Below are 20,241 nucleotides of genomic sequence, written 5' to 3'. Positions count from 1 at the left end.
AGCGAATAAGTCCCTGATAAGTATGACTTCATATGTGTAGCAGGGTCATTCGACACTACCGGCGCCGCCACGCATGGCGCCGGCCCGCACGCCATATGATAATGCCCATCCCCTCGACCAACCTGGCCATCGCCGTGATCATCAACTTCGACCTCAACGACCTCCAGGCTTTTCGCGCCGTGGTAGACAAGGGCAGTTTTCGCGGCGCCGCCGAAGCCATCCGGATTTCGCAGCCGGCCCTCAGCCGGCGTATCGAAAAGCTTGAGTCCGCCCTCGATGTGAAGTTGTTCGAGCGCACCACGCGGCGGGTCAGCCTGACCATGGTGGGCCGCGCCTTCCTGCCGCAGGTCGAGCGCATGCTCGATGACCTGGATGTCGCGCTGATGGGCATCAGCAACGTCGCCTCGACGCGCATGGGCAATGTCACCATCGCCTGCGTGCCGTCCACGGCGTATTACTTCATGCCCCACGTGATTTCCGAATTCCACAAGCTCTATCCGAAAATTCGCCTGCGGGTGTTGGACGCCAGCGCTGGCGAGGTGTGCAACGCGGTGGAGAGTGGCGAGGCCGATTTCGGCGTCAGCTTCAGCGGCAGCCTGGCCGATGAGGTGGAGTTCGAGTTGCTGTTGCAAGAGCGCTACGTGCTTGCCTGTCGCCGTGATCACCCGTTGGCCGAGCGTGAGAGCGTGAGCTGGGCCGAAGCCTACGAGCATGACTACATCACCGTGGACAAAACCTCAGGCAACCGCTTCCTGCTGGACCAGGCCCTGCGTGGCGTGCGGGTGAAAAAGCCGAGTATCTGCGAGACGCATCACGTGACCACCATGATCGGGCTGGTGGAGGCGGGGCTGGGCGTGGCGATGGTGCCGTCGATTGCCATGCCGGCGGGAGAGCACCCGATTCTGGTCAGCGTGCCGCTGGTGGAACCGCAGGTCATGCGCAATGTGGGCTTGATCAAACGCCGCGGGCGGACACTGCCGCCGGCGGCGCTGGAGTTGGAACGATTGGTGCGGGAAATGCCGTTCCGGTCAGCGTGAAACCGAATCCAGGCCGGTGGATTGCACCACGGGTTGCGCCTCGGGGGAGGCCAGGTAGTGCAGCAGCGCCCTGGCCTGTTCCGGGTGTTCGGCATTCACCGGAATACCTGCCGCAAAACGCGTTACCGATTGCACGTCCTCGGGAATCTTGCCCACATAGGTCACGCCCGGCACCGGCAGCAATTCCGCCACCTGTTGCAAGCCCACTTCGTAATCCCCCTTGGCGACCTGTTCGGCCACCGGGAGGCGTTCGATCATGGTGCCCTTGGCGGGCATGCCGAGTTTTTTGAACAGCTCTTTCTCGACATACACGCCGCTGGCGCTGTCGGAGTACGCCACGGACTTGGCCTGGCTCAGGACGGCCTTGAGTTCGGCGTCGGTGCCAATGGCCGGCTTGGCGGCGCCTTGCTTGACCGCCAGGCCGATGCGCGAATCCGCCAGTTCCACGCGGGACGCCTTGTCGACCTTGCCCTGCTTGATCAAGTCATCCAGGGCATAGCCGACCATGATCACCACATCGGCGTGCTCGCCCCGGGCGAGACGGTTGGGAATCGCTTCCGGCGCCTTGCCCATCGACGGGCCGAGGATCGTGTCCAGCGTGTCGCCACTCTGTTTGGCGTATTGCGGGCCCAGCAGCTTGTAGGCAGCGGTGAAGCCGCCCGAGGTCATCACCTTGAGTTGCTCGGCCTGGGCCGTCAGCGCCAGGGCGCCGAGGGCCAGGGCCGTCAGGGCCTTGAGCAGAGGTTTCATCACGCGGCCCCCTGCATTGCCTGCCCGCGGTTGCTGGCGCGGCGGTACAGCGCAAGGGTCGCGCACAGCGCGCAGGCGGCGGCGAACATCATCCAGTAGGCCGGCGAGGCCTTGTCTTCGGTCACGTGGATGAACCAGGTGGAGATGGCCGGGGTGAAGCCGCCGAAGATTGCGGTCGCCAGGCTGTAGGCCAGCGAGAAACCCGCCACGCGCACTTCCACCGGCATGATTTCGGTGAGGGCCGGAATCATTGCGCCGTTGTACATGCCGTACAGGAACGAGAACCACAGCAGGGTTTCCAGCATGTGGCCGAAGCTCGGCGCATTCACCACGTACGACAGCGCCGGGTAAGCGGTGATGACCGTCAGAGCAGTCATCACCAGCAACACCGGCTTGCGGCCAAAGCGGTCACTCAGGGTGCCGCCGATCGGCAGCCAGACGAAGTTCGACAGGGCCACCAGCAAGGTCACCAGCAGGGCGTCGGAGGTGCTCAATTGCAGCACGGTCTTGCCAAAGGTGGGTGCGTACACGGTGATCAGGTAGAACGCGGTGGTGGTCATGGCCACCATCAACATGCCGCCGATCACCACGCCCCAGTTCTTGGCCAGGGTGGCCAGCACTTCACGCATGGTCGGGCGATGCTTGCGGCTGGCGAACTCTTCGGTTTCCTGCAGGTTGCGACGCAGGATGAAAATGAACGGGATGATCACGCAGCCAATGGCGAACGGAATGCGCCAGCCCCAATCGGCTACCACCGCCGGTGCCATCCATACGTTCAGGCCGTAACCCAGTGCGGCGGCCACCACGATGGAAATCTGTTGGCTGCCCGATTGCCAGGCGGTGTAGAAGCCTTTGCGACCCGGAGTGGCCATTTCAGCCAGGTAGACCGAGACGCCGCCCAGTTCCGCACCGGCCGAGAACCCTTGCAAAAGGCGACCCAGCAGCACCAGCAGCGGCGCCCACAGGCCGATGGTCTGATAACCGGGAACCAACACGATCAACAGCGTACCGCTGGCCATGATCGACAGGGTCACGATCAACCCTTTGCGACGACCGACGTCATCGATATAGGCGCCCAGAATAATCGCGCCCAGTGGGCGCATCAGGAAGCCTGCACCGAACACGGCGAAGGTCATCATTAATGACGCAAACTCATTGGCGGCAGGAAAGAACGCGGCAGCGATGTAGGTGGCGTAGAAACCGAACAGAAAGAAGTCGAACTGTTCGAGGAAATTGCCCGAAGTAACGCGGAATACCGCACCAACTTTCGAGCGGGCAGAGTCGGGCCGGGAAGGGCTAGTCATGGTTTTGTGTCTCCAGCGTTCTTTTTGAAGTGCTTGTTTCGCTTAAGACCTTCGATAGTGGCTGACACATTTAGAAATGTTAAGTGAGTTATTTGGAAGTATTGATGCGTACAGGCTATCAATCGTTCAGGCCGTCCAAAATACAGGCCCTGTTCTATGCTTGAACCTGTGACCCATTCTTACGGACAGGAGGTGGCAATGGCTGATGAACGCAAGCGCGAGGGCGAGCGGGAGCGTGAGCAACCCCGGCATCGTCATGAAGAGGAAAAACCGCAGACCTGGAAGCATCCGGACGACGGCACGGAGCTCTCCGAGCGGGACCAGGAACGCCCGCTGAAGCCATGAATGTTTCAGGAGACTAATAACGAAACAGGAAAGCCCGACGCTAACACCAGAAAGGCCACCACTGCCGCCAGGCACAACCCGACGAACACCCGCAACAACGTGCGGGCGGTGGGGTGGGCGACAAACCGGATAACCCAGAGACAGAACCCCGCCACGAGAGTGGCCAGGGCGAGAATGACCAGCACGGTGGTGTTCCTGCGACCTTCGAGAGCTGATTTATAGTCCCAAAGCCGCGCGATGAACAGTGCGCACATAGACGCGGTCTCACCGGCTTTCTAAACTGCGGCTTGTTCTTGGGGAAGGGGCAGGCGCCGATGAATCGCAACGAATTACGCAAGGCCGACATCAACCTGATGGTGGTCTTCGAAGCACTGATGCTCGAACGCAACGTCACGCGGGTCGCGGAAAAACTGTTCCTCGGCCAACCCACCATCAGCTCGGCCCTCAACCGCTTGCGTACCCTGTTCAACGACCCCCTGTTCATCCGCGTCGGCCATCGCATGGAGCCTACCGCGCGGGCCGAAGAGATTATCCAGCACCTGTCGCCCGCCCTGGATTCGCTGTCCTCGGCCTTGAGCCTGACCCACGATTTCGACCCGTCCATCAGCACCATGACCTTCCGCATCGGCCTGTCCGACGATGTCGAGTTCGGCCTGCTGCCGCCCTTGTTGCGCAGCTTGCGCCGGGAAGCGCCGCAAGTGGTGTTCGTGGTACAGCATGTGGATTACTGGCGCATCCCCGACCTGCTTGCTTCCGGTGATATCACCGTGGGTATCACCCAGACCCGCGGCCTGCCGGCCAATGCCAAGCGCAAGTTGCTGCGCCATATCCATCCGCGAATCCTGCGGGCCGATGCCTCGGACACCCCGTTGACCCTGGATGAATATTGCTCGCGGCCCCATGTGCTGGTGTCCCACACCGCCAACGTGGCCGGGTTTGCCGATGAGTGGCTGGCGGAAATCGGTCGCAAGCGCCATGTGGTGCTGTCGGTGCCGCAATACAGCGCTTTGCCGGCGTTGCTGGCCGGTACCGACCTGATCGCCAGCCTGCCGGACTACACCGCCGAAGCCATGGCACTGTCGGGCAGCCTGTTCTGTGAGCCGTTCCCCTTCCAGACGCCGACCCTGGACCTGTCCATGGTCTGGCTCAGCCATGTGGACACCGACCCCGCCGAACGCTGGGTGCGTTCGCGGCTGGAGGCGTTCATGAGTGATCGCGACTTGGCGAACAAGGTCTGAGGTTTCTTTCCGTGGTATATGTACGCGCTTTCCCACGTAAGCCTCGGAGAATCCCATGCCGCACCTGCACCTGGAATACACCGCCAACCTGACGCAACTGGACACCGACAAGGCCCTGTTGCGTTTGAACCACGCGCTGGTGGCGTCTGGTCAGTTCGGCGCCGAGTTCGATATCAAGAGCCGTTCGGTGAAGGTCGAAAGCTTTCGCGTGGGCACGGGCCTGAACCTCCGTGGGTTCGTTGCGGTTCGCCTGGCCTTGCTCAGTGGACGCTCGCCGCAGGTCAAGAAACAACTGTCGGAAAGCCTGCTGGCCGTGTTGCAGGACCTGGGCCCGTGGCCGGAGGGCATGCAAGTCCAATTGAGCGTGGAACTGCTGGACATCGACCGTGATTCCTACAGCAAGGTCGCCGTCGGCTAAGGGCTACAACAACCCCTGATCGGCACACACCTTCACCACTTGTTCGCGAAACCAGGCGTTGGCGCTGTCCTGCCCGCTGGATTCATTCCACTGCATATCCAGGGTGAAGCCCGGCAGCCCATTGGGCGCCTCGCAATGGCCGAACACCGGCTCCGGCGCCAGCAACCTCTGCACGCGGCGGGGCAGGGTGACGATAAAGTCGGTGCCGGTAATCATCTTCAGCGCCGCACTGTAGCTGTTGGCGCGGGCGATGATCTGGCGCTTGTGCGCCTGGCGCGCCAGCCAGCCGTCGATCATGTTGGTGTCGGATGTCCACGGCGTGGGGAACACATGGCGCCGTTCCACGAAGGATTGCAGGCTGAACGCCGACTCCCGGGGCGCTGCGCGCTTATCGAACACGCACACCAGATCATCCTCCAGCAGCATCCGGGTCTTGAAGTCTTTATGGGCGCGGTGAAAGTGCGGGCCGAAGCAGATCACCAGGTCGAGGCGGCCTTCGCGCAAGTCGTCGGCGGGGATGTCGGTTTCCAGCTTTTGCACATTGATGATTACCGGCAGGTCGTCGCGGTCAAAGTTCTTCAGCAGGCGTGGCAGGATCAACTGCTCGAAGTATTCCGGCGCGCACACATTGAAGGTCACCGCCGTGCGGGTCGGGTCGAACGCCGGGCCACCGGCATGGCACAGGTTGATGCTTTCGAGGATCTTCTGCACGTGGCCATACATGGTGGTGGCCTTGTCGGTCGGCCGCATGCCCGCCCGGGTATTGATAAACAGCTCATCTTCAAAACTGGTGCGCAGCTTCTTGAGGCTGTAGCTCACGGTGGACTGGCTGACAAACAGCGTTTCAGACACGTCGGTAACGCTGCTCTGGTCGTAGACGGCGATAAACACCATCAAGTCCTGCATATCCAGCTTTCTGAGCAAGTTACTGTTTAGCATCGGTTCCGTCCGTCAACGCTTTGTACCGAACTCAGTACAAGCCAGCGCAAAAGCTTAACGGAACGGGCGTGCCAATAGAAAGCGCCGTAGGGCGTTTCTATGTGTGACGTGGGACAAATAATGTTTGCAACACGACGTCAGCGGATGTGCCGTGGGTAATGCGCTGGATTGAAGCGCGTGACGATCAACAGCATCACGACGATCACCGCCGTCAGCGACCACCAGGCGCCTTCGAAACTGCCGGAGCGGTCGCGAATCATCCCCGCGATCAACGGCGAAAGGCCCGCAATCAGGTAGCCGATGCCTTGCACGAAAGCGGTGAGACCACCGGCACGACGCGGGTTGTCCAGATGATCGAGCGACAGGATCAGGCTCATCGGGAACAACCCGCCAATACCCAGGCCCAGCAGGCACGTCCACACCAGGCTCAGGTGCAAGGGGCTCATGATCAGCCCGCAAAACCCGAGGATGATCAGCACTAGCAGTACCGCCACCACTCCGCGTTTATCCCGGCGGCGGTTGGCAAGGGCCGGTGTGACCAGGCCGGACACCACCTCCATGGCCGTCAGAAAACCCAGCAACAGGCCGGCCTGTTGCTCGCTGTAGCCGTGCTCTACGTAGTACGGCGCCAGCCACGCCAGCACGCAGGTGTAGGACGCCGTACCCAGGCCAAAGAAGATCGCCAGCAACCAGGCGCGGGCGTTGCCGAAAAAGCTTTCCTGAGGGCCGGATTCAGCCTGAGGCAGGGGCGGCAAAGCCGAACGTTGTGCCAGCCAGAACACCAGGGCCAGCACTGCCAGCACCGTCCAGATGGCCAGGCCGATGCGCCAGCTGCCGGTCTGCGCCTGCACGAACGGGGCAAACCCGGCGGCCAGCGCCGCGCCGCCCATGATTGCGGTGACGTACAAGCCCATGAACAGTGAAACGTTGTCGCTGAACCGCGACTTGATCAGCGCCGGCATCAACGCCTGGATCAGCGCGATGCCCACCCCGGCGGCGATGGCGCTGACGATCAGCTCCAGCGCCGACCCCAGGAACAGCCGTGACAGCGTGGCCACACCGATCACCAGCAGTGACGCGACAATGCTGCGATGCTCGCCCAAGCGCTTGGCCAGGCCCATGCCGAAAAACATCGCCAGGCCCATGGCCATGACCGGCAGCATGGTCAGCAGGGCGGCGCTGCTGAAACTCAACGGCACATCGCCACGAATCGATGACAACAACGGACCGACGGCGGCCATCGACGGGCGCAGATTGAGTGCGACCAGCACGACGCTGATCATCAGCCAAACGGCGGTGACGGGTTTTGCGTGAACGTTTTCCATGGGCGGGCCTTGAAGGATCAAGGGCGAATCAGGCCACGCCGGGGGAAGGGGGGCAAACGAGAAAATCGCAGGGGCTATCTAAAAATTGCAGCGGCTCATGTTCCCGGTGACAAGCCCGCTCACCACAATGGATCCATGTACCTCACCAGGCCCGCTCACCTCAATAAAAGCCCGATCGCCACAATCACAATCCTCGCTGCCAATGCGCGCGCATCAGACCGCCCGCACCACGTGCTTGATTTCCTGAAACGCCGCCAGCCCCCACGGCCCCAGTTCACGGCCAATGCTGCTCTGCTTGTAACCGCCCCACGCGGTCTGCGGGAAGATCACTTGCGGTGCATTGATCCACACCAACCCGGCCTGCAGGGCGTTGGCCACACGTTCGCTGGTTTGCGCATGGCGGCTGACCACGCTGGCCACCAGGCCGAAGTCGCTGTCGTTGGCCAGGGCGATGGCCTCTTCCTCCGTGGCAAAACGGCGGACGCACAGCACCGGGCCGAAGATTTCTTCGTTCCACAGTGCGCTGTCCAGCGGCACATCGATAAATACCGTCGGGCGGATGAAAAAGCCTTTCTCCAGCTCCGCCGGGCGCTCCCCGCCGCACAACAGGCGTGCGCCATCAGCGATGCCACGCTGGATATGCCCGAGCACGCGCTCATACTGCGCGCGGTTGATCAATGCGCCCATTTCGACGTCATCAGCAAACGGCTCAGCGACGCGAATGCCTTCAGCCCGCGCCTGCAAACGCTCAAGAAATTCATCCGCCAGGCTGTCAGCCACCAGCACACGACTGGTGGCCGAACAGATTTGCCCGGCGTTGAAAAAACCGCCGCCACAGGCCAGTTCAACGGCCAGGTCGAGGTCGGCATCGGCCAGTACCAGCAAAGAGGACTTGCCACCCAATTCCAGGCTCACACCCTTGACGGTTTCGGCGGCGCGCTGCATCACTTGCACACCCACTGCATTGCTGCCGGTGAACGAAATCTTCGCCACGCGAGGGTCCGCCGCCAACGGGGCGCCCACCGCCAGGCCCGTGCCGCAGACCAGGTTGAACACGCCCGCCGGCAGCCCGGCTGCGTTGATGATGTGCGCCAATTGCAACTCTGCCAGCGGCGTCACCTCCGATGGCTTGAGCACCACGCAGCAGCCGGCGGCCAATGCCGGGGCGAGCTTCCAGGCGGTGGTCACCATCGGGAAATTCCACGGCACGATCAGCCCCACCACGCCGCAGGGTTCGCGGCGCAGGCGCGCACTGAATGCGTCGCTGGGCAAGGCCACTGCAGCGTCCTGGCCGTCGTCCATGGCCTCGGCGACACCGGCGTAATAGTCGAACGTGGCGATCACGTCATCCACATCGATACCCGCTTCGAACAACGGCTTGCCGTTGTTGCTCGCCTGCACGTGCATCAGCTGTTCGCGTTGCTCACGCACGCCTTGGGCGATCTTGCGCAGCAGCGCGCCACGATCACGGCCGGTGCTTTTCGACCAGTCGATAAATGCCGCGCTGGCGGCGTCGACTGCCTGGGTCACGGCGTTCGCATCGCCGACGCTGACCTGGGCCAGCGGGGCCTCGGTGGCCGGGTTGATCACGTCCAGTACGGCATGGCCCACGCGCCACTCGCCGCCGATGTACACACCGTTCAACACCGCGTTCATACCGCCACCTCCTTCATCCAATGTCCCTGGTTGATTTCAATCAGCGTCGGCCCCTGGCGATCAGCCGCGGCGCGCAGGGCGCTGCGCAGTTGCGCGAGGCCCTGGATGCTTTCGGCGGCGCAGCCCAGGGCCTTGGCCGCACCGATGAAGTCCGGCGTGTAGATGTCTACACCCACCGGCTCGATGGCGCGGTTGACCATGTATTTCTTGATCTCTTCATACCCGTGGTTATTCCACAGCAGCACGATCACCGGGGTTCGCGCCTCCACGGCGCTGGCCAGTTCCGGCAGGGTGAATTGCAAGCCGCCATCGCCGATCAGGCAGACCACCGCTTGCCCGTCGCCACGCCCCAGCCAGGCGCCGATGGCGGCAGGCAACGCGTAGCCCAGGGTGCCGTAGCCAGTGGAGGAGTTGAACCAGCGACGCGGGTGGTCGAGGTTCAACGTGAGGTTGCCGCTGTAAACCGGCTGGGTGGAGTCACCCACCAGCACGGCGTTGGGCAGTTCCTGCAGGACGGTATGAAGGAACAGGGTTTGCGCACGGGTGGCGGCGTCCCATGACGGGTCCAGTTCGGCCCACAGCCGCGCCACACGCTGGACACCCCAGTCGGCGTTGCGTGGTGCCAGTGGCTTGTTGCCCAGCTCGGTCAGCAAGGCTGCGCTTGCGATCTGCGCATCGGCGACCAGGGCGATATGCGGTGCGTAGTTGCGCACGGTCTGGTCCGGGTCGATATCGATGCGCAGCAGCGCGCCGGGAATCTCGAAACCGCCGGCGAACGTCACGTCGTAGTCGGTTTCCGCCAGTTCGGTGCCGATGGCCAGCACCACATCCGCTTCGGCCACCAGCGCGCGGGTGGCGACCAGGGTCTGGGTCGATCCGATCAACAGCGGGTGCGCGGCGGGCAGCATGCCCTTGGCGTTGATGGTCAGCGCCACCGGCGCGCCGAGGGTTTCGGCCAGGCGGGTCAGCTCGGGCGCGGCATCGATGGCGCCACCGCCGGCCAGGATCAGCGGGCGTCTGGCCGCCGCGAGCAACTGGCCCATCTGCTTGACCGCCGCGGGCGCCGCCCCGGCGCGCGCCACGCTGACCGGCTCGCTGCCGAGCAGGGCGTCGGCGTTTTCCACCAGTACATCCAGCGGGATCTCGATATGCACCGGGCGCGGCCGCCCGGCCTGGAACAAGGCAAACGCCCGTGCCAGCACGCCGGGCAGTTCTGCGGCTGACATCAAGGTGTGCGAGAACGCGGCCACGCCGGCCATCATCGCGCCCTGGTTCGGCAGTTCGTGCAGCTTGCCGCGCCCACCGCCCAACTGGCTGCGTGACTGCACGCTGGAGATCACCAGCATCGGGATCGAATCGGCATAGGCCTGGCCCATGGCGGTGGTGATGTTGGTCATGCCAGGGCCGGTGATGATGAAACACACCCCGGGTTTGCCGCTGGTGCGCGCGTAGCCGTCGGCCATGAAGCCGGCGCCCTGTTCGTGACGCGGGGTGACATGACGGATGCTGGAACGGGCCAGGCCACGATACAGTTCCACGGTGTGTACGCCGGGGATGCCAAACACCTGGTCCACGCCGTAGCCTTCCAGCAGGTTGACCAACACTTCGCCGCAGGTCGCCATAAAGGTCGCTCTTGTTATGGGTTCGAGGCGGTATTGGACCGGCTGCCCCGTAGCGGCAACAATCGATAAAAAGTCATACTAGCCATGTCCTCACGTCATGGCTTAGCCCGATGAAACGCCTGCCTCCCTTGCCTGCGCTGCATACTTTCTGGGTCACGGCCCAGTGCTGCAACTTCACCCATGCCGCCGAGCGCCTGCATATCACCCAGGGTGCCGTGAGCCGGCAGATTGCCGGGCTGGAAAGCCATTTGGGCTACGCCTTGTTCCAGCGTCAGGCACGTGGCTTGAGCCTGACCGAAGAGGGGCGCGAATGGTCTTTGCGTGCGCAACAGGTATTTGGCCTGATCGGTGATGCGGTGGAGCAGATCGGCAGCCGTCGCGCCACCTTGCAGCTCAAGGCCTCCACCTGCGTGATGCGCTGGCTGTTGCCGCGCCTGATGCAGTGGCAGAAGGAGCGCCCGGATGTGCCGGTCGAGCTGACCACCACGGTGGCCTACACGGTGGACTTTCGTCGCGAGCAATTCGACGCGGCGGTGATCTATGCGCCCATCGCCGAGCAATCGGCCGAGGCGCGGCACTTGTTCGATGAACAACTGACCCCGGTTTGCGCGCCGGCGCTGCTGGGCGCCCTGCACACACCTGCGGACCTGCAGCAACAGGTATTGCTGCACCCCACGCGCGACGAGCGAGACTGGGCGCTATGGCTGGCGGCGGCGAACACGCGCTTGAGCAACCTGGCCCAGGGGCATCATTTCGAGACGCTCGACCTGGCGATGACCGTGGCGTCCCAAGGCTCCGGCGTGGCGATGGGCGACAGTGCACTGATCGGCGAGGACGTGAAGGCCGGGCGCCTGGTGATGCCGTTTGAACTGCGGGTGCCGACGGGGATGGGTTATTACCTGGTGTATCCGCCGGGCTCCAAGCCTTCGGCGGGGCTGGAAGCGTTGATGGCGTGGTTGGTCGACCAGGCGCAACAGTCGTAACATCCGAGGTCAAATGTGTGGGGCTGGCCTGCGAAGGCGGCACAGCTGAAAGAGATGTCGCCTGACCCACCGCTTTCGCAGCCTCGCCGTGGCTCGACAACTCCCACAGGGGATTCTGCCAATAGCGCCATCGCGCCAGGCACTTTCTTGCCAACAATAGAGATCAGATGTGGGAGCTGGCTTGCCTGCGAAAGCAATGTGTCAGTTATCGATGTGCTGACTGACTCACTACATTCGCGAGCAAGCTCGCTCCCACCGGCTTCATCGCAATGTGTCAGTAACCGACGGTGAAACGCTGGCGCGAATGCTTCGGTGCTTCCACTTCATCGATCAACGCAATCGCGTAGTCGGCAAAGCTGATCCAGCTGCGACCTTCACCGCTTACCAGCAAATCATCCTGGCCCAGGCGGAATGTGCCGGTGCGCGCAGTTTCGGTGAATTCCGCCGACGGTGAGAGGAAGCTCCAGTCCAGCTCTTTTTGTTCACGCAGCACCGCGAGAAACGCCGCTCCCGCACTGGCTTCGGCCCGGTATTCCTCGGGGAAGCCTTCGCTGTCGATCACACGACCGCCGCCCGGCAACAGCAGCGAACCGGCACCGCCCACCACCAGCAGGCGTTTCACGCCGGCTTTTTTCACCGGGCCGATCACGGACTCGGGCGGCACGGTCGCAAAGTGCGCGGCGCTGATCACCACGTCGCTGCCGCTGATCGCCTGTTGCAGCTCGCCGGCATTCAAGGCGTCGGCTTGCTTGACGGTAACGCCCGGCTTTGCCGCGATGGACTCGACGTGACGTGCGATAGCCACCACGCTGTGCCCGCGGCGCAGTGCTTCTTCCAGCAGTTCGCGACCGGCACGGCCTGTCGCCCCAATGATTGCAATCTTGCTCATGACGTTCTCCAGTACGGTTAAGGTGTAAGACGTTTCACCACTTCATTTCGCCCTTGGCGACTTTGGCGCTCAGCTCCAGCGAGCTTTCGTCGGCCAGGTTCGGGTAACGCTTGTTCATCGCCGCGATGAGCGCGGTGGCGTCCTTGGCCTTGGCGGTTTCGGTGTCGAAGGCCTTGATGTAGTCGGCGGTGAAACCGACTGAGGTTGGCGACGGCGTGCCCAGGAAGTGCCCCGGGATCACTGTGCGCGGGTTCAGTTGCCGGATGCGCGCCAGGATATCCAGCCAGTCTGTGTGGGACTGTGCGCTTTGGGTGTCGGCCATCCACACGTGGATGCCCTGGGCGACCACTACGCCACCGACCACGGCCTTGATCGACGGGATCCATACGAAGCTGCGGTCCGGCTGCGCGCCGTCCAGGCCGATCACCTCCAGCGTCTGGCCTTCAAGGTTCAGGCTGTGGCCTTCCAGCACGTGGGGCACGAGGGTTTTCGCCGGTTTGTCGGCGCCCATTTTCGGGCCCCAGAACTCCAGCTTGGCGGCCACGGTGGCATTGATGTGATCGACCACCGGCTTGGGCGCCAGCACCTTGGCCTCGGGAAAGGCTGCGGTCAGGGTGTCGAGGCCGAAGTAGTAGTCCGGGTCGCCATGGCTGATATAGATGGTGGTCAGGTGCTTACCGCTGGCGCGGATTTTCTGCACCACTTGCTCGGCCTGGCTTTTGCCGAATTGCGCGTCCACCAGGATCGCGTCCCTGGCGCCGCTGACCAGCACCGAAGTGACCGGGAAGATCGCGGCTTCGCCAGGGTTGTAGACGTCGAGGGTCAGGTCCGCCGCGGCGGCATGGGCGGCGAACGCCAGGGCGGCGGTGGCCAGGGTCAAGCGTTTGAAGGTGGACAACATCGGGCAGCTCCAGCCATCGGTTCAAAGGATGGACAGAGCTTAGTTGCACCAAACCCAACTAAAAATGCGATGCTGGAACATAGTTTGTTTCTAAAATCGGGCAAATCATGGACCGTCTTCAAGCAATGCGCGTGTTTGTCACGGTGGTGGACCTGGGTAGCCAGTCCGCCGCCGCCGACCATCTGGACCTGTCGCGTCCGGTGGTTTCACGCTACCTGGCCGAGTTGGAAGACTGGGTTGGCGCGCGCCTGCTGCACCGTACTACGCGCAAGCTGAGCCTCACGGCGGCGGGCAGCGAAACCTTGCCGCGTTGCCGGCAACTGCTGGAGCTGTGCAGTGACATGCAGGCCGCCGTCAGCGAACCCGATGAAGCGCCTCGGGGCCTGCTGCGCCTGAGCGTCAGTACCTCGTTCGGCCAGGCCCAGTTGGCCGGCGCCATTGCCGACTACGTCAAGCGTTATCCGCTGGTGACCGTCGACCTGCAAATGCTCGACCGCACCGTCAACCTGGTGGATGAGCGTATCGACCTGGCCATCCGCACCAGCACCGAGCTGGACCCCAATCTGATCGCTCGGCGCCTGACGGTCTGCCGTTCCGTGGTATGTGCCTCGCCGGCGTATCTGCGGGAACATCCGGCGCCACAGAGCGTACAAGACCTGACGCAGCACAACTGCCTGACCCATTCCTATTTCGGCCGCAGCCTGTGGCATTTCGAGGAGGGCGGTGAGCCGGTGTCGGTGCCGGTGCTCGGCACGATCACGGCCAATGAGGCCAGCACCCTGTTGCACGTGACCCTGGCCGGGGCAGGGGTGGCGATGCTGCCCAGTTACCAGGCGGGAGATTACATTCGTCGCGGCGAACTGGTGCGCCTGTTGCCCGAGGCCGAACCCCGGCAGATGAACATCTATGCGGTGTATGCATCGCGCAAACACATGCCCCAGGCCCTGCGCAGCCTGCTGGATTTTTTGGTGCTGCGCTTTCCCGAGGAGCCGGCGTGGGATATCGGTCTCTGAGCCGACATAAACTGATTGAATGTCGTCCAATAATGGCAACTCGCCCTGGCTGGCCTATGCTTTAAACAGCACCGTGTAGATCCGCTCAGAGGTCTTCGCCATGGGCATCAAAACCAGAAAGTACCTGATGATTTTCACCCTCTGCGCCTTGGCCAGTGCGCTGTATGGCACTGCGGCCTACCGCGTGGAGCAGACCCGCATGCAGCCGACCTTTGCGATCAGCTGTCATCAGGATCACTGCGTTCCGCACACCGGCAGTTTCAGCGCGCTCAGGTAGTCGCCTGTTCCGCTTTCAACTGTTCGCGAAAGGCTTTGGGTGAGAACCCGACGCGTCGGCGGAACAGCCGCGAGAAGTTGGTCGGGTCGGAAAACCCCAGCACTTCCGACATCTCGTTGATGGTCATGCTGGTGTAGGTCAGCAGGCGCTTGGCTTCCAGCAATTGGCGGTCATGCATGATCTGCAACGCGGGCTGCCCGCCCAACTCCCGACACGTACCGTTCAGGTGGGACACCGAGATCCCCAGTTTATGGGCCAGGTCTTCGATCTTCGGGTGCTCGCGATAATGCTGTTCGACCAACTGAGTGAAGCGCTTGAAATACTCGCGCCCACGCGGCGCGCGCGGGTGTCGGCGCTGGATGGCCTGGCGGCTGATCCATACCAGCAGCACGCTGACCAGGGCGTGCATCATCATGTCTCGCGCCGGTTGTTCATCGGCGTATTCGGCCTGCAAACGGGCGAACTGGCTGTTGAGGTAGTCACTGTCCTTGCCCGCCGGGTAGCTGCCCAGCGCTTGCAGGCCGTCCACCGTGGTGCCCAACTGCGCCTGCAAATGGCTGACCAGCGGCGCGGACAACGTCACCACATAGCCTTCGACGTCTTCGGAAAAACGAAAGCCGTGCACGCACAACGGCGGCAGGACTTGCAGCGAGGCTTCGTTCAGGGTGGTGCGCTGGCCTTCGATTTCCAGCTGGGCCTGACCCTTGTGCACGTACAGTAACTGGCACAGATCCGCGTGCCGGTGGGGCTGGATTTCCCACTGGTATTCCCGGCTGCGTCGGGAAATGGTTTCGCAGTGCAACAAATCCGGGGTGGGCCATTGCTGGTTTTCCCCGTACAGCTTGAAGACCGGAATCGCGGAACTGGCAGTTTTGGTCATGGTTTCAATCCGATACTCAGGATAGTGGTTCGGTAATCGCCCCGATTGGCGAAAAGCGCAGGCTTTGTCTCAGTTTTCACCTTCTTATGCCGGCCACTCAAGTGAAAAATGCCAGCAACCAGATCAATGACAACTCTTTCACCCAATCCGTTCGGTGAAGCTTGCGGGCCATAAAAATAATGAAAACGCTGAAAACCCAAGTCGCCATCATTGGCGCCGGTCCTTCCGGACTGCTGCTCGGTCAGTTGTTGCACAACGCCGGTATCCAGACGCTGATCCTCGAACGCCAGAGCGCCGACCATGTGCAGGGCCGTATCCGTGCCGGTGTGCTGGAACAGGGCATGGTCGACCTGCTGCGCGAGGCCGGCGTCAGCCAGCGCATGGACACCGAAGGGCTGGTGCACCACGGCTTCGAGCTGGCGTTGAATGGCCAGCGCATCCACATCGACCTCAAAGGCCTGACCGGCGGCCAGTCCGTCATGATTTACGGCCAGACCGAAGTCACCCGCGACCTGATGGCCGCCCGCGCCGCTGCTGGCGCCACCACGTTTTATCAAGCGTCCAGGGTGCAGCCCCATGATCTGAAGAGCGATCAGCCTTGGCTGACCTTCGAACACCAGGGCGAAGCGTTCCGCCTGGAGTGCGATTACATCGCCGGGTGCGACGGCTTTCACGGCGTGGCGCGTCAGTCGATTCCAAGCGAAGCGCTGCAAGTATTCGAACGGGTCTACCCCTTTGGCTGGCTCGGTCTGCTCGCGGACACGCCGCCGGTGCACGACGAGCTGGTATACGCGCGGCACCCGCGCGGGTTTGCCCTCTGCAGCATGCGTTCGCCGACCCGCAGCCGCTATTACCTGCAAGTGCCGGTCGAAGAAGCGCTGGATGAGTGGACCGACCAGCGTTTCTGGGACGAACTGAAAACCCGCCTGCCCGAGGAACTGGCTGCCGGGCTGGTCACCGGGCCGTCAATCGAAAAAAGCATCGCGCCCCTGCGCAGCTTCGTGGTGGAACCGATGCAGTACGGGCGTCTGTTCCTGCTGGGGGATGCCGCGCATATCGTGCCGCCCACCGGGGCCAAGGGCCTGAACCTGGCGGCAAGTGATGTGAGTACGCTGTACCGGATCCTGCTCAAGGTGTATGGCGAGGGGCGGGTGGAGCTGTTGGAAAAATACTCGTCGATCTGCCTGCGACGCGTGTGGAAGGCCGAACGGTTTTCCTGGTGGATGACCTCGATGCTGCATCGCTTTCCTGAGGCGGATGGTTTTAGCCAGCGGATTGCCGAGAGCGAGCTGGATTACTTCGTCCACTCGCAGGCGGGTCGCAAAACCATTGCAGAAAATTACGTCGGGCTTCCTTACGAGGCTATCGAGTAGCCAGCTATCGAGTAAGATAGCGAGCATTCCCGCGGGCCTTTCCTTTCCCGCGGGCTCTGCTCGAAGGTTCTGCCGTGACCAACCTCAATCAGCCTGCCCAGCCTCTTCCCGCCGTACGCAGCGTGCTTGCTGCCCTGATGATGGCCATTTTCCTGGGGGCCCTGGACCAGACCATCGTCGCCGTGTCCATGCCGGCCATCTCCGCGCAATTCCATGACGTCAACCTGCTGGCCTGGGTGATCTCCGGCTATATGGTGGCGATGACGGTGGCGGTGCCGATCTACGGCAAGCTCGGCGACCTGTACGGACGGCGCCCGATGATGCTCATCGGCCTGGGCGTGTTCACCCTGGCGTCGCTGTTCTGCGGCCTGGCGCAAAGCATGGAACAACTGGTACTGGCGCGGGTCCTCCAGGGCATCGGGGCCGGCGGCATGGTCTCGGTGAGCCAGGCGATCATCGGCGACATCATCCCGCCCCGCGAGCGCGGGCGTTACCAGGGCTATTTCAGCAGCATGTACGCGGTGGCGAGCGTGGCCGGGCCGGTACTGGGCGGTTATATGACCGAATACCTGTCCTGGCGCTGGGTGTTCCTGATCAACCTGCCGCTGGGCGCCGGTGCCTGGTATGTGGCCCATCGCACCCTGGTGGGGCTGCCGATGCCGCAACGCAAGCCGATCATCGATTACCTCGGTACGGTGCTGATGATCATCGGTTTGACTGCGTTGCTGCTGGGCATTACCGAAATTGGCCAGGGCCATGCCTGGCGCGATGATGAGGTGCTGGGTTTGCTGGCGTGTGCGCTGGTGGCCCTGAGTGTGTTTGTGTGGCACGAACGTCGTGCCCGCGAGCCGTTGCTGCCGATGCACCTGTTCGCCAACCGCAGTGCGGTGTTGTGCTGGTGCACGATTTTCTTCACCAGCTTCCAGGCGATTTCCCTGACCGTGCTGATGCCCCTGCGCTTTCAGACCGTGACCGGGGCGGGGGCCGACAGCGCCGCCTTGCACCTGTTGCCTTTGGCGATGGGCCTGCCGATCGGCGCGTATACCGCCGGGCGCCTGACCTCCGTGACCGGGCGTTATAAACCGATGATTCTCGGCGGCGCGCTGTTGAGCCCGCTGGCGATTGTCGGCATGGCCTTCAGTGCTCCGCAGGACGTGTGGCTGACCGGCGTGTTCATGCTGTTGTGCGGGATCGCCGCCGGCATGCAGTTTCCGACCTCGCTGGTGGGTTCGCAGAATTCGGTGGAGCAACGTGATATCGGTGTGGCCACCAGCACCACCAACCTGTTCAGGTCGTTGGGCGGGGCAGTGGGGGTGGCGTGCATGTCGGCGTTGTTGCTGGCGCTGTTGCAGGACTCCAGTTTTGCCCACCTGGCCGGGGATTCGCTTATGGTCGAGGGCGGCTCTGGCAATGTGCTGCTCGATGGCCTCAACGCTGCACCGGGACCGGCCCGGGATGCCCTGCGGGGGGAGTTGGCGGTGACGTTTCGGCATTTGTTGTGGGTGAGTGCGGGGGTGTCTTTACTGGGGTTGGCGGCGGCGGTTGCCATGCCCAATCGGGTGTTGCGGGGGCGTGAGGATAAGGTGCGCTGAGTGGGGGCATATCCGTTATTTGGGTGATGGCGGCTTATGGTTCCGCTCTTACAGCGGGTCACTTTTGGAAAAGAGCCCCAAAAGTAACCAAAGGGCTCTTGCCCCAACACTCGGCACCTCGCCTGGGCTCGGTGTACCCGTAATCCGACGGAAATTCGGGGGGCCGCCGCCACGCGCCATCCATGGCGCGGGGCGGCTAAACCGGCGTCCTGCCGGTTTACCCCCCAAATTCCCGTCAGATTCCGGCCAGCGTGTTTGATGGGGCGCTTCAGATCAAAAGCAAGATCAAAAGCCAGAGCCAGAGCGGATTTGATTTGATTGTTCCCACGCGCCGCGTGGGAATGCCGCCCTGGACGCTCCGCGTCCGCTTTTTAAGTCGTGACGCGGAGTTTCACAGGATGCGTTTCCACGCAGAGCGTGGGAACGATCGGTCATCTGCCTGATAGAGGAGATCTAAATTGTGGGAGCTAGACCGGCTTCCAGAAACCGGTCGGCTACCAGGCCGCCGCGCTTTTGCTTTTGATCTTGCTTTTGATCTGAGGCGCCCCGTCAAACACGCTGGCCGAACGCAGGCTTGAATCCGTGGGCAACCCGGCAGGACGCCGGGTTAGCCGTCCTGGGCCAAGGATGGCCCATGACGGCGGCCCACGGATTCAAGCCGGAGTGAGGGCACACCGAGCCACAGCGAGGTGCCGAGTGTTGGGGCAAGAGCCCTTTGGTTACTTTGGGCTGGGCCGGCATTCCGGCTTTTCCAAAGTGACCCGCTGTAAGAGCGGAACCCTAAGCAGCCGTTACCTAAATAACGGATATACACCCCACCTCATCCTACCCCCCAGAAAAAACCTCAGGGACTGTAATACCCCACCGCCACCATCCAATCCCCAGCCTTGCGCAAATAAGCGTGCTTGTTCTCGACCTTCCCGGTCACCGGGTTTTTCCAGCGGTACTTGTATTCCCCCTGATCCTGCTCGGCCATGATCTTGAGCATCGGCTCACCCACCGGCTTGCCGTCAGGGTCCTTGATCCTGGCAAAATCAGTGTTCACCAAGCGCAAATTGGTCCCATGCGCCACGTAGCGCCCCGTTTTCAGGTCCACCACGAACACATACAGATCATCCTGCAGAAACCCGCCCTGCAATGAGTTGATCGCCTTCAGCGTGCCGGCTTCATCCTTGAGCAATGCATTCACCGCCTTGTTGCGCAAGGCGCGCGCCTGTTCGGGCGTGGCCCGTGGCAGGTAGTAGCCTACCGCGAGGATGCGCTTGCCGACCCGTTGGTAAAACACATGCTTGTGTTCGACCTTGCCATCGTTCCAGTTCTGCCAACGGTAGTCGGCCTGCTGGATGCCCTGGCCCTCGGGTACCTTGAGCGCGTCCTTGAACGACTGGCGCAAGTCCGGGCCCAGCACTTCGTTGATATTGCGACCGATCAGGGCCGAGGAGGGCCCGCCACTGGCCAGCAGTACGCCTTGGGTATCGACGACGAACACGTAGCGGTCGGCGTCGACGAACTTGCCCTGGCGGCTGAACGCGGCAAAGGCCTTGTCGCCATTGCTCTGGTAATACGCCAGGGCTTTTTCCAGCAATGCCTTGGCGGCCTGGGCTTCCTCATCCTGAGTGGTTGCGGCATGCACTTGGCTGAAACACAACAGCAGCAGCCAGGTGATCCGGAGCATTCCCTTCATGTTCCGTCCCTCGTT

The 20,241-nt window shown here is 62.5% G+C and carries 20 protein-coding genes; 9 read left to right on the top strand and 11 right to left on the bottom strand.

All coding sequences use genetic code 11. The annotated features are described in order from the left end of the window. Nucleotides 1-134: 134 nt before the first annotated feature. The gene (locus ACW9IN_RS04070) at nt 135-1,037 is read left to right on the top strand and encodes a LysR family transcriptional regulator (protein ID WP_457364748.1); all 903 of its coding nucleotides are present in this window, start codon (nt 135-137) and stop codon (nt 1,035-1,037) included. On the opposite strand, the gene ACW9IN_RS04065 is transcribed toward ACW9IN_RS04070, so the two are convergent. Continuing rightward, complete coding sequence (locus tag ACW9IN_RS04065) at nt 1,029-1,787, bottom strand: substrate-binding domain-containing protein (RefSeq protein ID WP_457364662.1); 759 nt, start codon at nt 1,785-1,787, stop codon at nt 1,029-1,031. The genes ACW9IN_RS04070 and ACW9IN_RS04065 overlap by 9 nt on opposite strands. Further along, nucleotides 1,787-3,091: a tricarballylate/proton symporter TcuC gene (gene tcuC / locus ACW9IN_RS04060; protein WP_457364661.1), complete on the bottom strand. Its 1,305-nt coding sequence runs from the start codon at nt 3,089-3,091 to the stop codon at nt 1,787-1,789. The genes ACW9IN_RS04065 and tcuC overlap by 1 nt, the downstream gene beginning before the upstream one ends. Before the next feature lie 198 nt (nt 3,092-3,289). On the opposite strand from tcuC, the gene ACW9IN_RS04055 reads away from it, so the two are divergent. Then, nucleotides 3,290-3,436, top strand: coding sequence for a hypothetical protein (locus ACW9IN_RS04055; protein WP_457364660.1), 147 nt, complete (start codon nt 3,290-3,292; stop codon nt 3,434-3,436). 5 nt (nt 3,437-3,441) lie between these two features. Here the strand turns inward: ACW9IN_RS04055 and ACW9IN_RS04050 are convergent, their stop codons facing one another. After that, on the bottom strand, nt 3,442-3,621 hold the full coding sequence (locus ACW9IN_RS04050) for a hypothetical protein (protein ID WP_457364659.1): 180 nt from the start codon (nt 3,619-3,621) through the stop codon (nt 3,442-3,444). Between the two features lie 129 nt (nt 3,622-3,750). Here ACW9IN_RS04050 and ACW9IN_RS04045 point away from each other — a divergent pair, with 129 nt between their 5' ends. Both ACW9IN_RS04045 and ACW9IN_RS04040 read left to right on the top strand, forming a co-directional pair. Continuing rightward, entirely contained in the window at nt 3,751-4,674 is a 924-nt protein-coding gene (locus tag ACW9IN_RS04045) for a LysR substrate-binding domain-containing protein (protein ID WP_457364658.1), read from the top strand. A gap of 55 nt (nt 4,675-4,729) precedes the next feature. Then, entirely contained in the window at nt 4,730-5,092 is a 363-nt protein-coding gene (locus tag ACW9IN_RS04040; RefSeq protein ID WP_457364657.1) for a 5-carboxymethyl-2-hydroxymuconate Delta-isomerase, read from the top strand. Between the two features lie 3 nt (nt 5,093-5,095). Here the strand turns inward: ACW9IN_RS04040 and ACW9IN_RS04035 are convergent, their stop codons facing one another. From ACW9IN_RS04035 to ACW9IN_RS04020, 4 genes are all read right to left on the bottom strand, one after another. Further along, on the bottom strand, nt 5,096-6,031 hold the full coding sequence (locus ACW9IN_RS04035; RefSeq protein ID WP_457364656.1) for a LysR family transcriptional regulator: 936 nt from the start codon (nt 6,029-6,031) through the stop codon (nt 5,096-5,098). A 137-nt stretch (nt 6,032-6,168) separates the two neighbouring features. Continuing rightward, a complete protein-coding gene (locus tag ACW9IN_RS04030) occupies nt 6,169-7,356 on the bottom strand; it encodes a cyanate transporter (RefSeq protein WP_457364655.1) in 1,188 nt (395 codons plus the stop codon). 213 nt (nt 7,357-7,569) lie between these two features. Then, nucleotides 7,570-9,012 carry an aldehyde dehydrogenase family protein gene (locus ACW9IN_RS04025; RefSeq protein ID WP_457364654.1) on the bottom strand — a complete coding sequence of 481 codons (1,443 nt, stop codon included), beginning with the start codon at nt 9,010-9,012 and terminating at the stop codon, nt 7,570-7,572. Next, nucleotides 9,009-10,634, bottom strand: coding sequence for a 5-guanidino-2-oxopentanoate decarboxylase (locus ACW9IN_RS04020; protein ID WP_457364653.1), 1,626 nt, complete (start codon nt 10,632-10,634; stop codon nt 9,009-9,011). The genes ACW9IN_RS04025 and ACW9IN_RS04020 overlap by 4 nt, the downstream gene beginning before the upstream one ends. A gap of 110 nt (nt 10,635-10,744) precedes the next feature. On the opposite strand from ACW9IN_RS04020, the gene ACW9IN_RS04015 reads away from it, so the two are divergent. Then, the gene (locus tag ACW9IN_RS04015) at nt 10,745-11,617 is read left to right on the top strand and encodes a LysR substrate-binding domain-containing protein (RefSeq protein ID WP_457364652.1); all 873 of its coding nucleotides are present in this window, start codon (nt 10,745-10,747) and stop codon (nt 11,615-11,617) included. Nucleotides 11,618-11,891: 274 nt separating this feature from the next. Here ACW9IN_RS04015 and ACW9IN_RS04010 read toward each other — a convergent pair whose 3' ends face one another. Then, complete coding sequence (locus ACW9IN_RS04010; RefSeq protein WP_457364651.1) at nt 11,892-12,506, bottom strand: NAD(P)-dependent oxidoreductase; 615 nt, start codon at nt 12,504-12,506, stop codon at nt 11,892-11,894. Nucleotides 12,507-12,540: 34 nt separating this feature from the next. Continuing rightward, nucleotides 12,541-13,407: an MBL fold metallo-hydrolase gene (locus ACW9IN_RS04005; RefSeq protein WP_457364650.1), complete on the bottom strand. Its 867-nt coding sequence runs from the start codon at nt 13,405-13,407 to the stop codon at nt 12,541-12,543. 107 nt (nt 13,408-13,514) lie between these two features. On the opposite strand from ACW9IN_RS04005, the gene ACW9IN_RS04000 reads away from it, so the two are divergent. Beyond that, nucleotides 13,515-14,420: a LysR family transcriptional regulator gene (locus ACW9IN_RS04000; protein WP_457364649.1), complete on the top strand. Its 906-nt coding sequence runs from the start codon at nt 13,515-13,517 to the stop codon at nt 14,418-14,420. A 100-nt stretch (nt 14,421-14,520) separates the two neighbouring features. After that, entirely contained in the window at nt 14,521-14,697 is a 177-nt protein-coding gene (locus ACW9IN_RS03995) for a hypothetical protein (protein ID WP_457364648.1), read from the top strand. Here the strand turns inward: ACW9IN_RS03995 and ACW9IN_RS03990 are convergent. Next, entirely contained in the window at nt 14,690-15,577 is an 888-nt protein-coding gene (locus ACW9IN_RS03990) for a helix-turn-helix domain-containing protein (protein WP_457364647.1), read from the bottom strand. The genes ACW9IN_RS03995 and ACW9IN_RS03990 overlap by 8 nt on opposite strands. A 188-nt stretch (nt 15,578-15,765) precedes the next feature. Between ACW9IN_RS03990 and pobA the strand changes: the two genes are divergently transcribed. Continuing rightward, nucleotides 15,766-16,950, top strand: a complete 1,185-nt coding sequence (pobA, locus tag ACW9IN_RS03985) for a 4-hydroxybenzoate 3-monooxygenase (RefSeq protein WP_457364747.1) — start codon at nt 15,766-15,768, stop codon at nt 16,948-16,950. A 74-nt stretch (nt 16,951-17,024) separates the two neighbouring features. Further along, nucleotides 17,025-18,542 carry an MDR family MFS transporter gene (locus ACW9IN_RS03980; protein WP_457364646.1) on the top strand — a complete coding sequence of 506 codons (1,518 nt, stop codon included), beginning with the start codon at nt 17,025-17,027 and terminating at the stop codon, nt 18,540-18,542. Between the two features lie 844 nt (nt 18,543-19,386). Here ACW9IN_RS03980 and ACW9IN_RS03975 read toward each other — a convergent pair. Beyond that, nucleotides 19,387-20,226: a cache domain-containing protein gene (locus ACW9IN_RS03975; RefSeq protein ID WP_457364645.1), complete on the bottom strand. Its 840-nt coding sequence runs from the start codon at nt 20,224-20,226 to the stop codon at nt 19,387-19,389. Nucleotides 20,227-20,241 lie beyond the last annotated feature (15 nt).

The organism is Pseudomonas sp. SDO5271_S396 (assembly GCF_054071795.1).
Note: the sequence above shows the minus strand (reverse complement) of the source record. Positions and strands in the feature narration are given on the sequence as shown.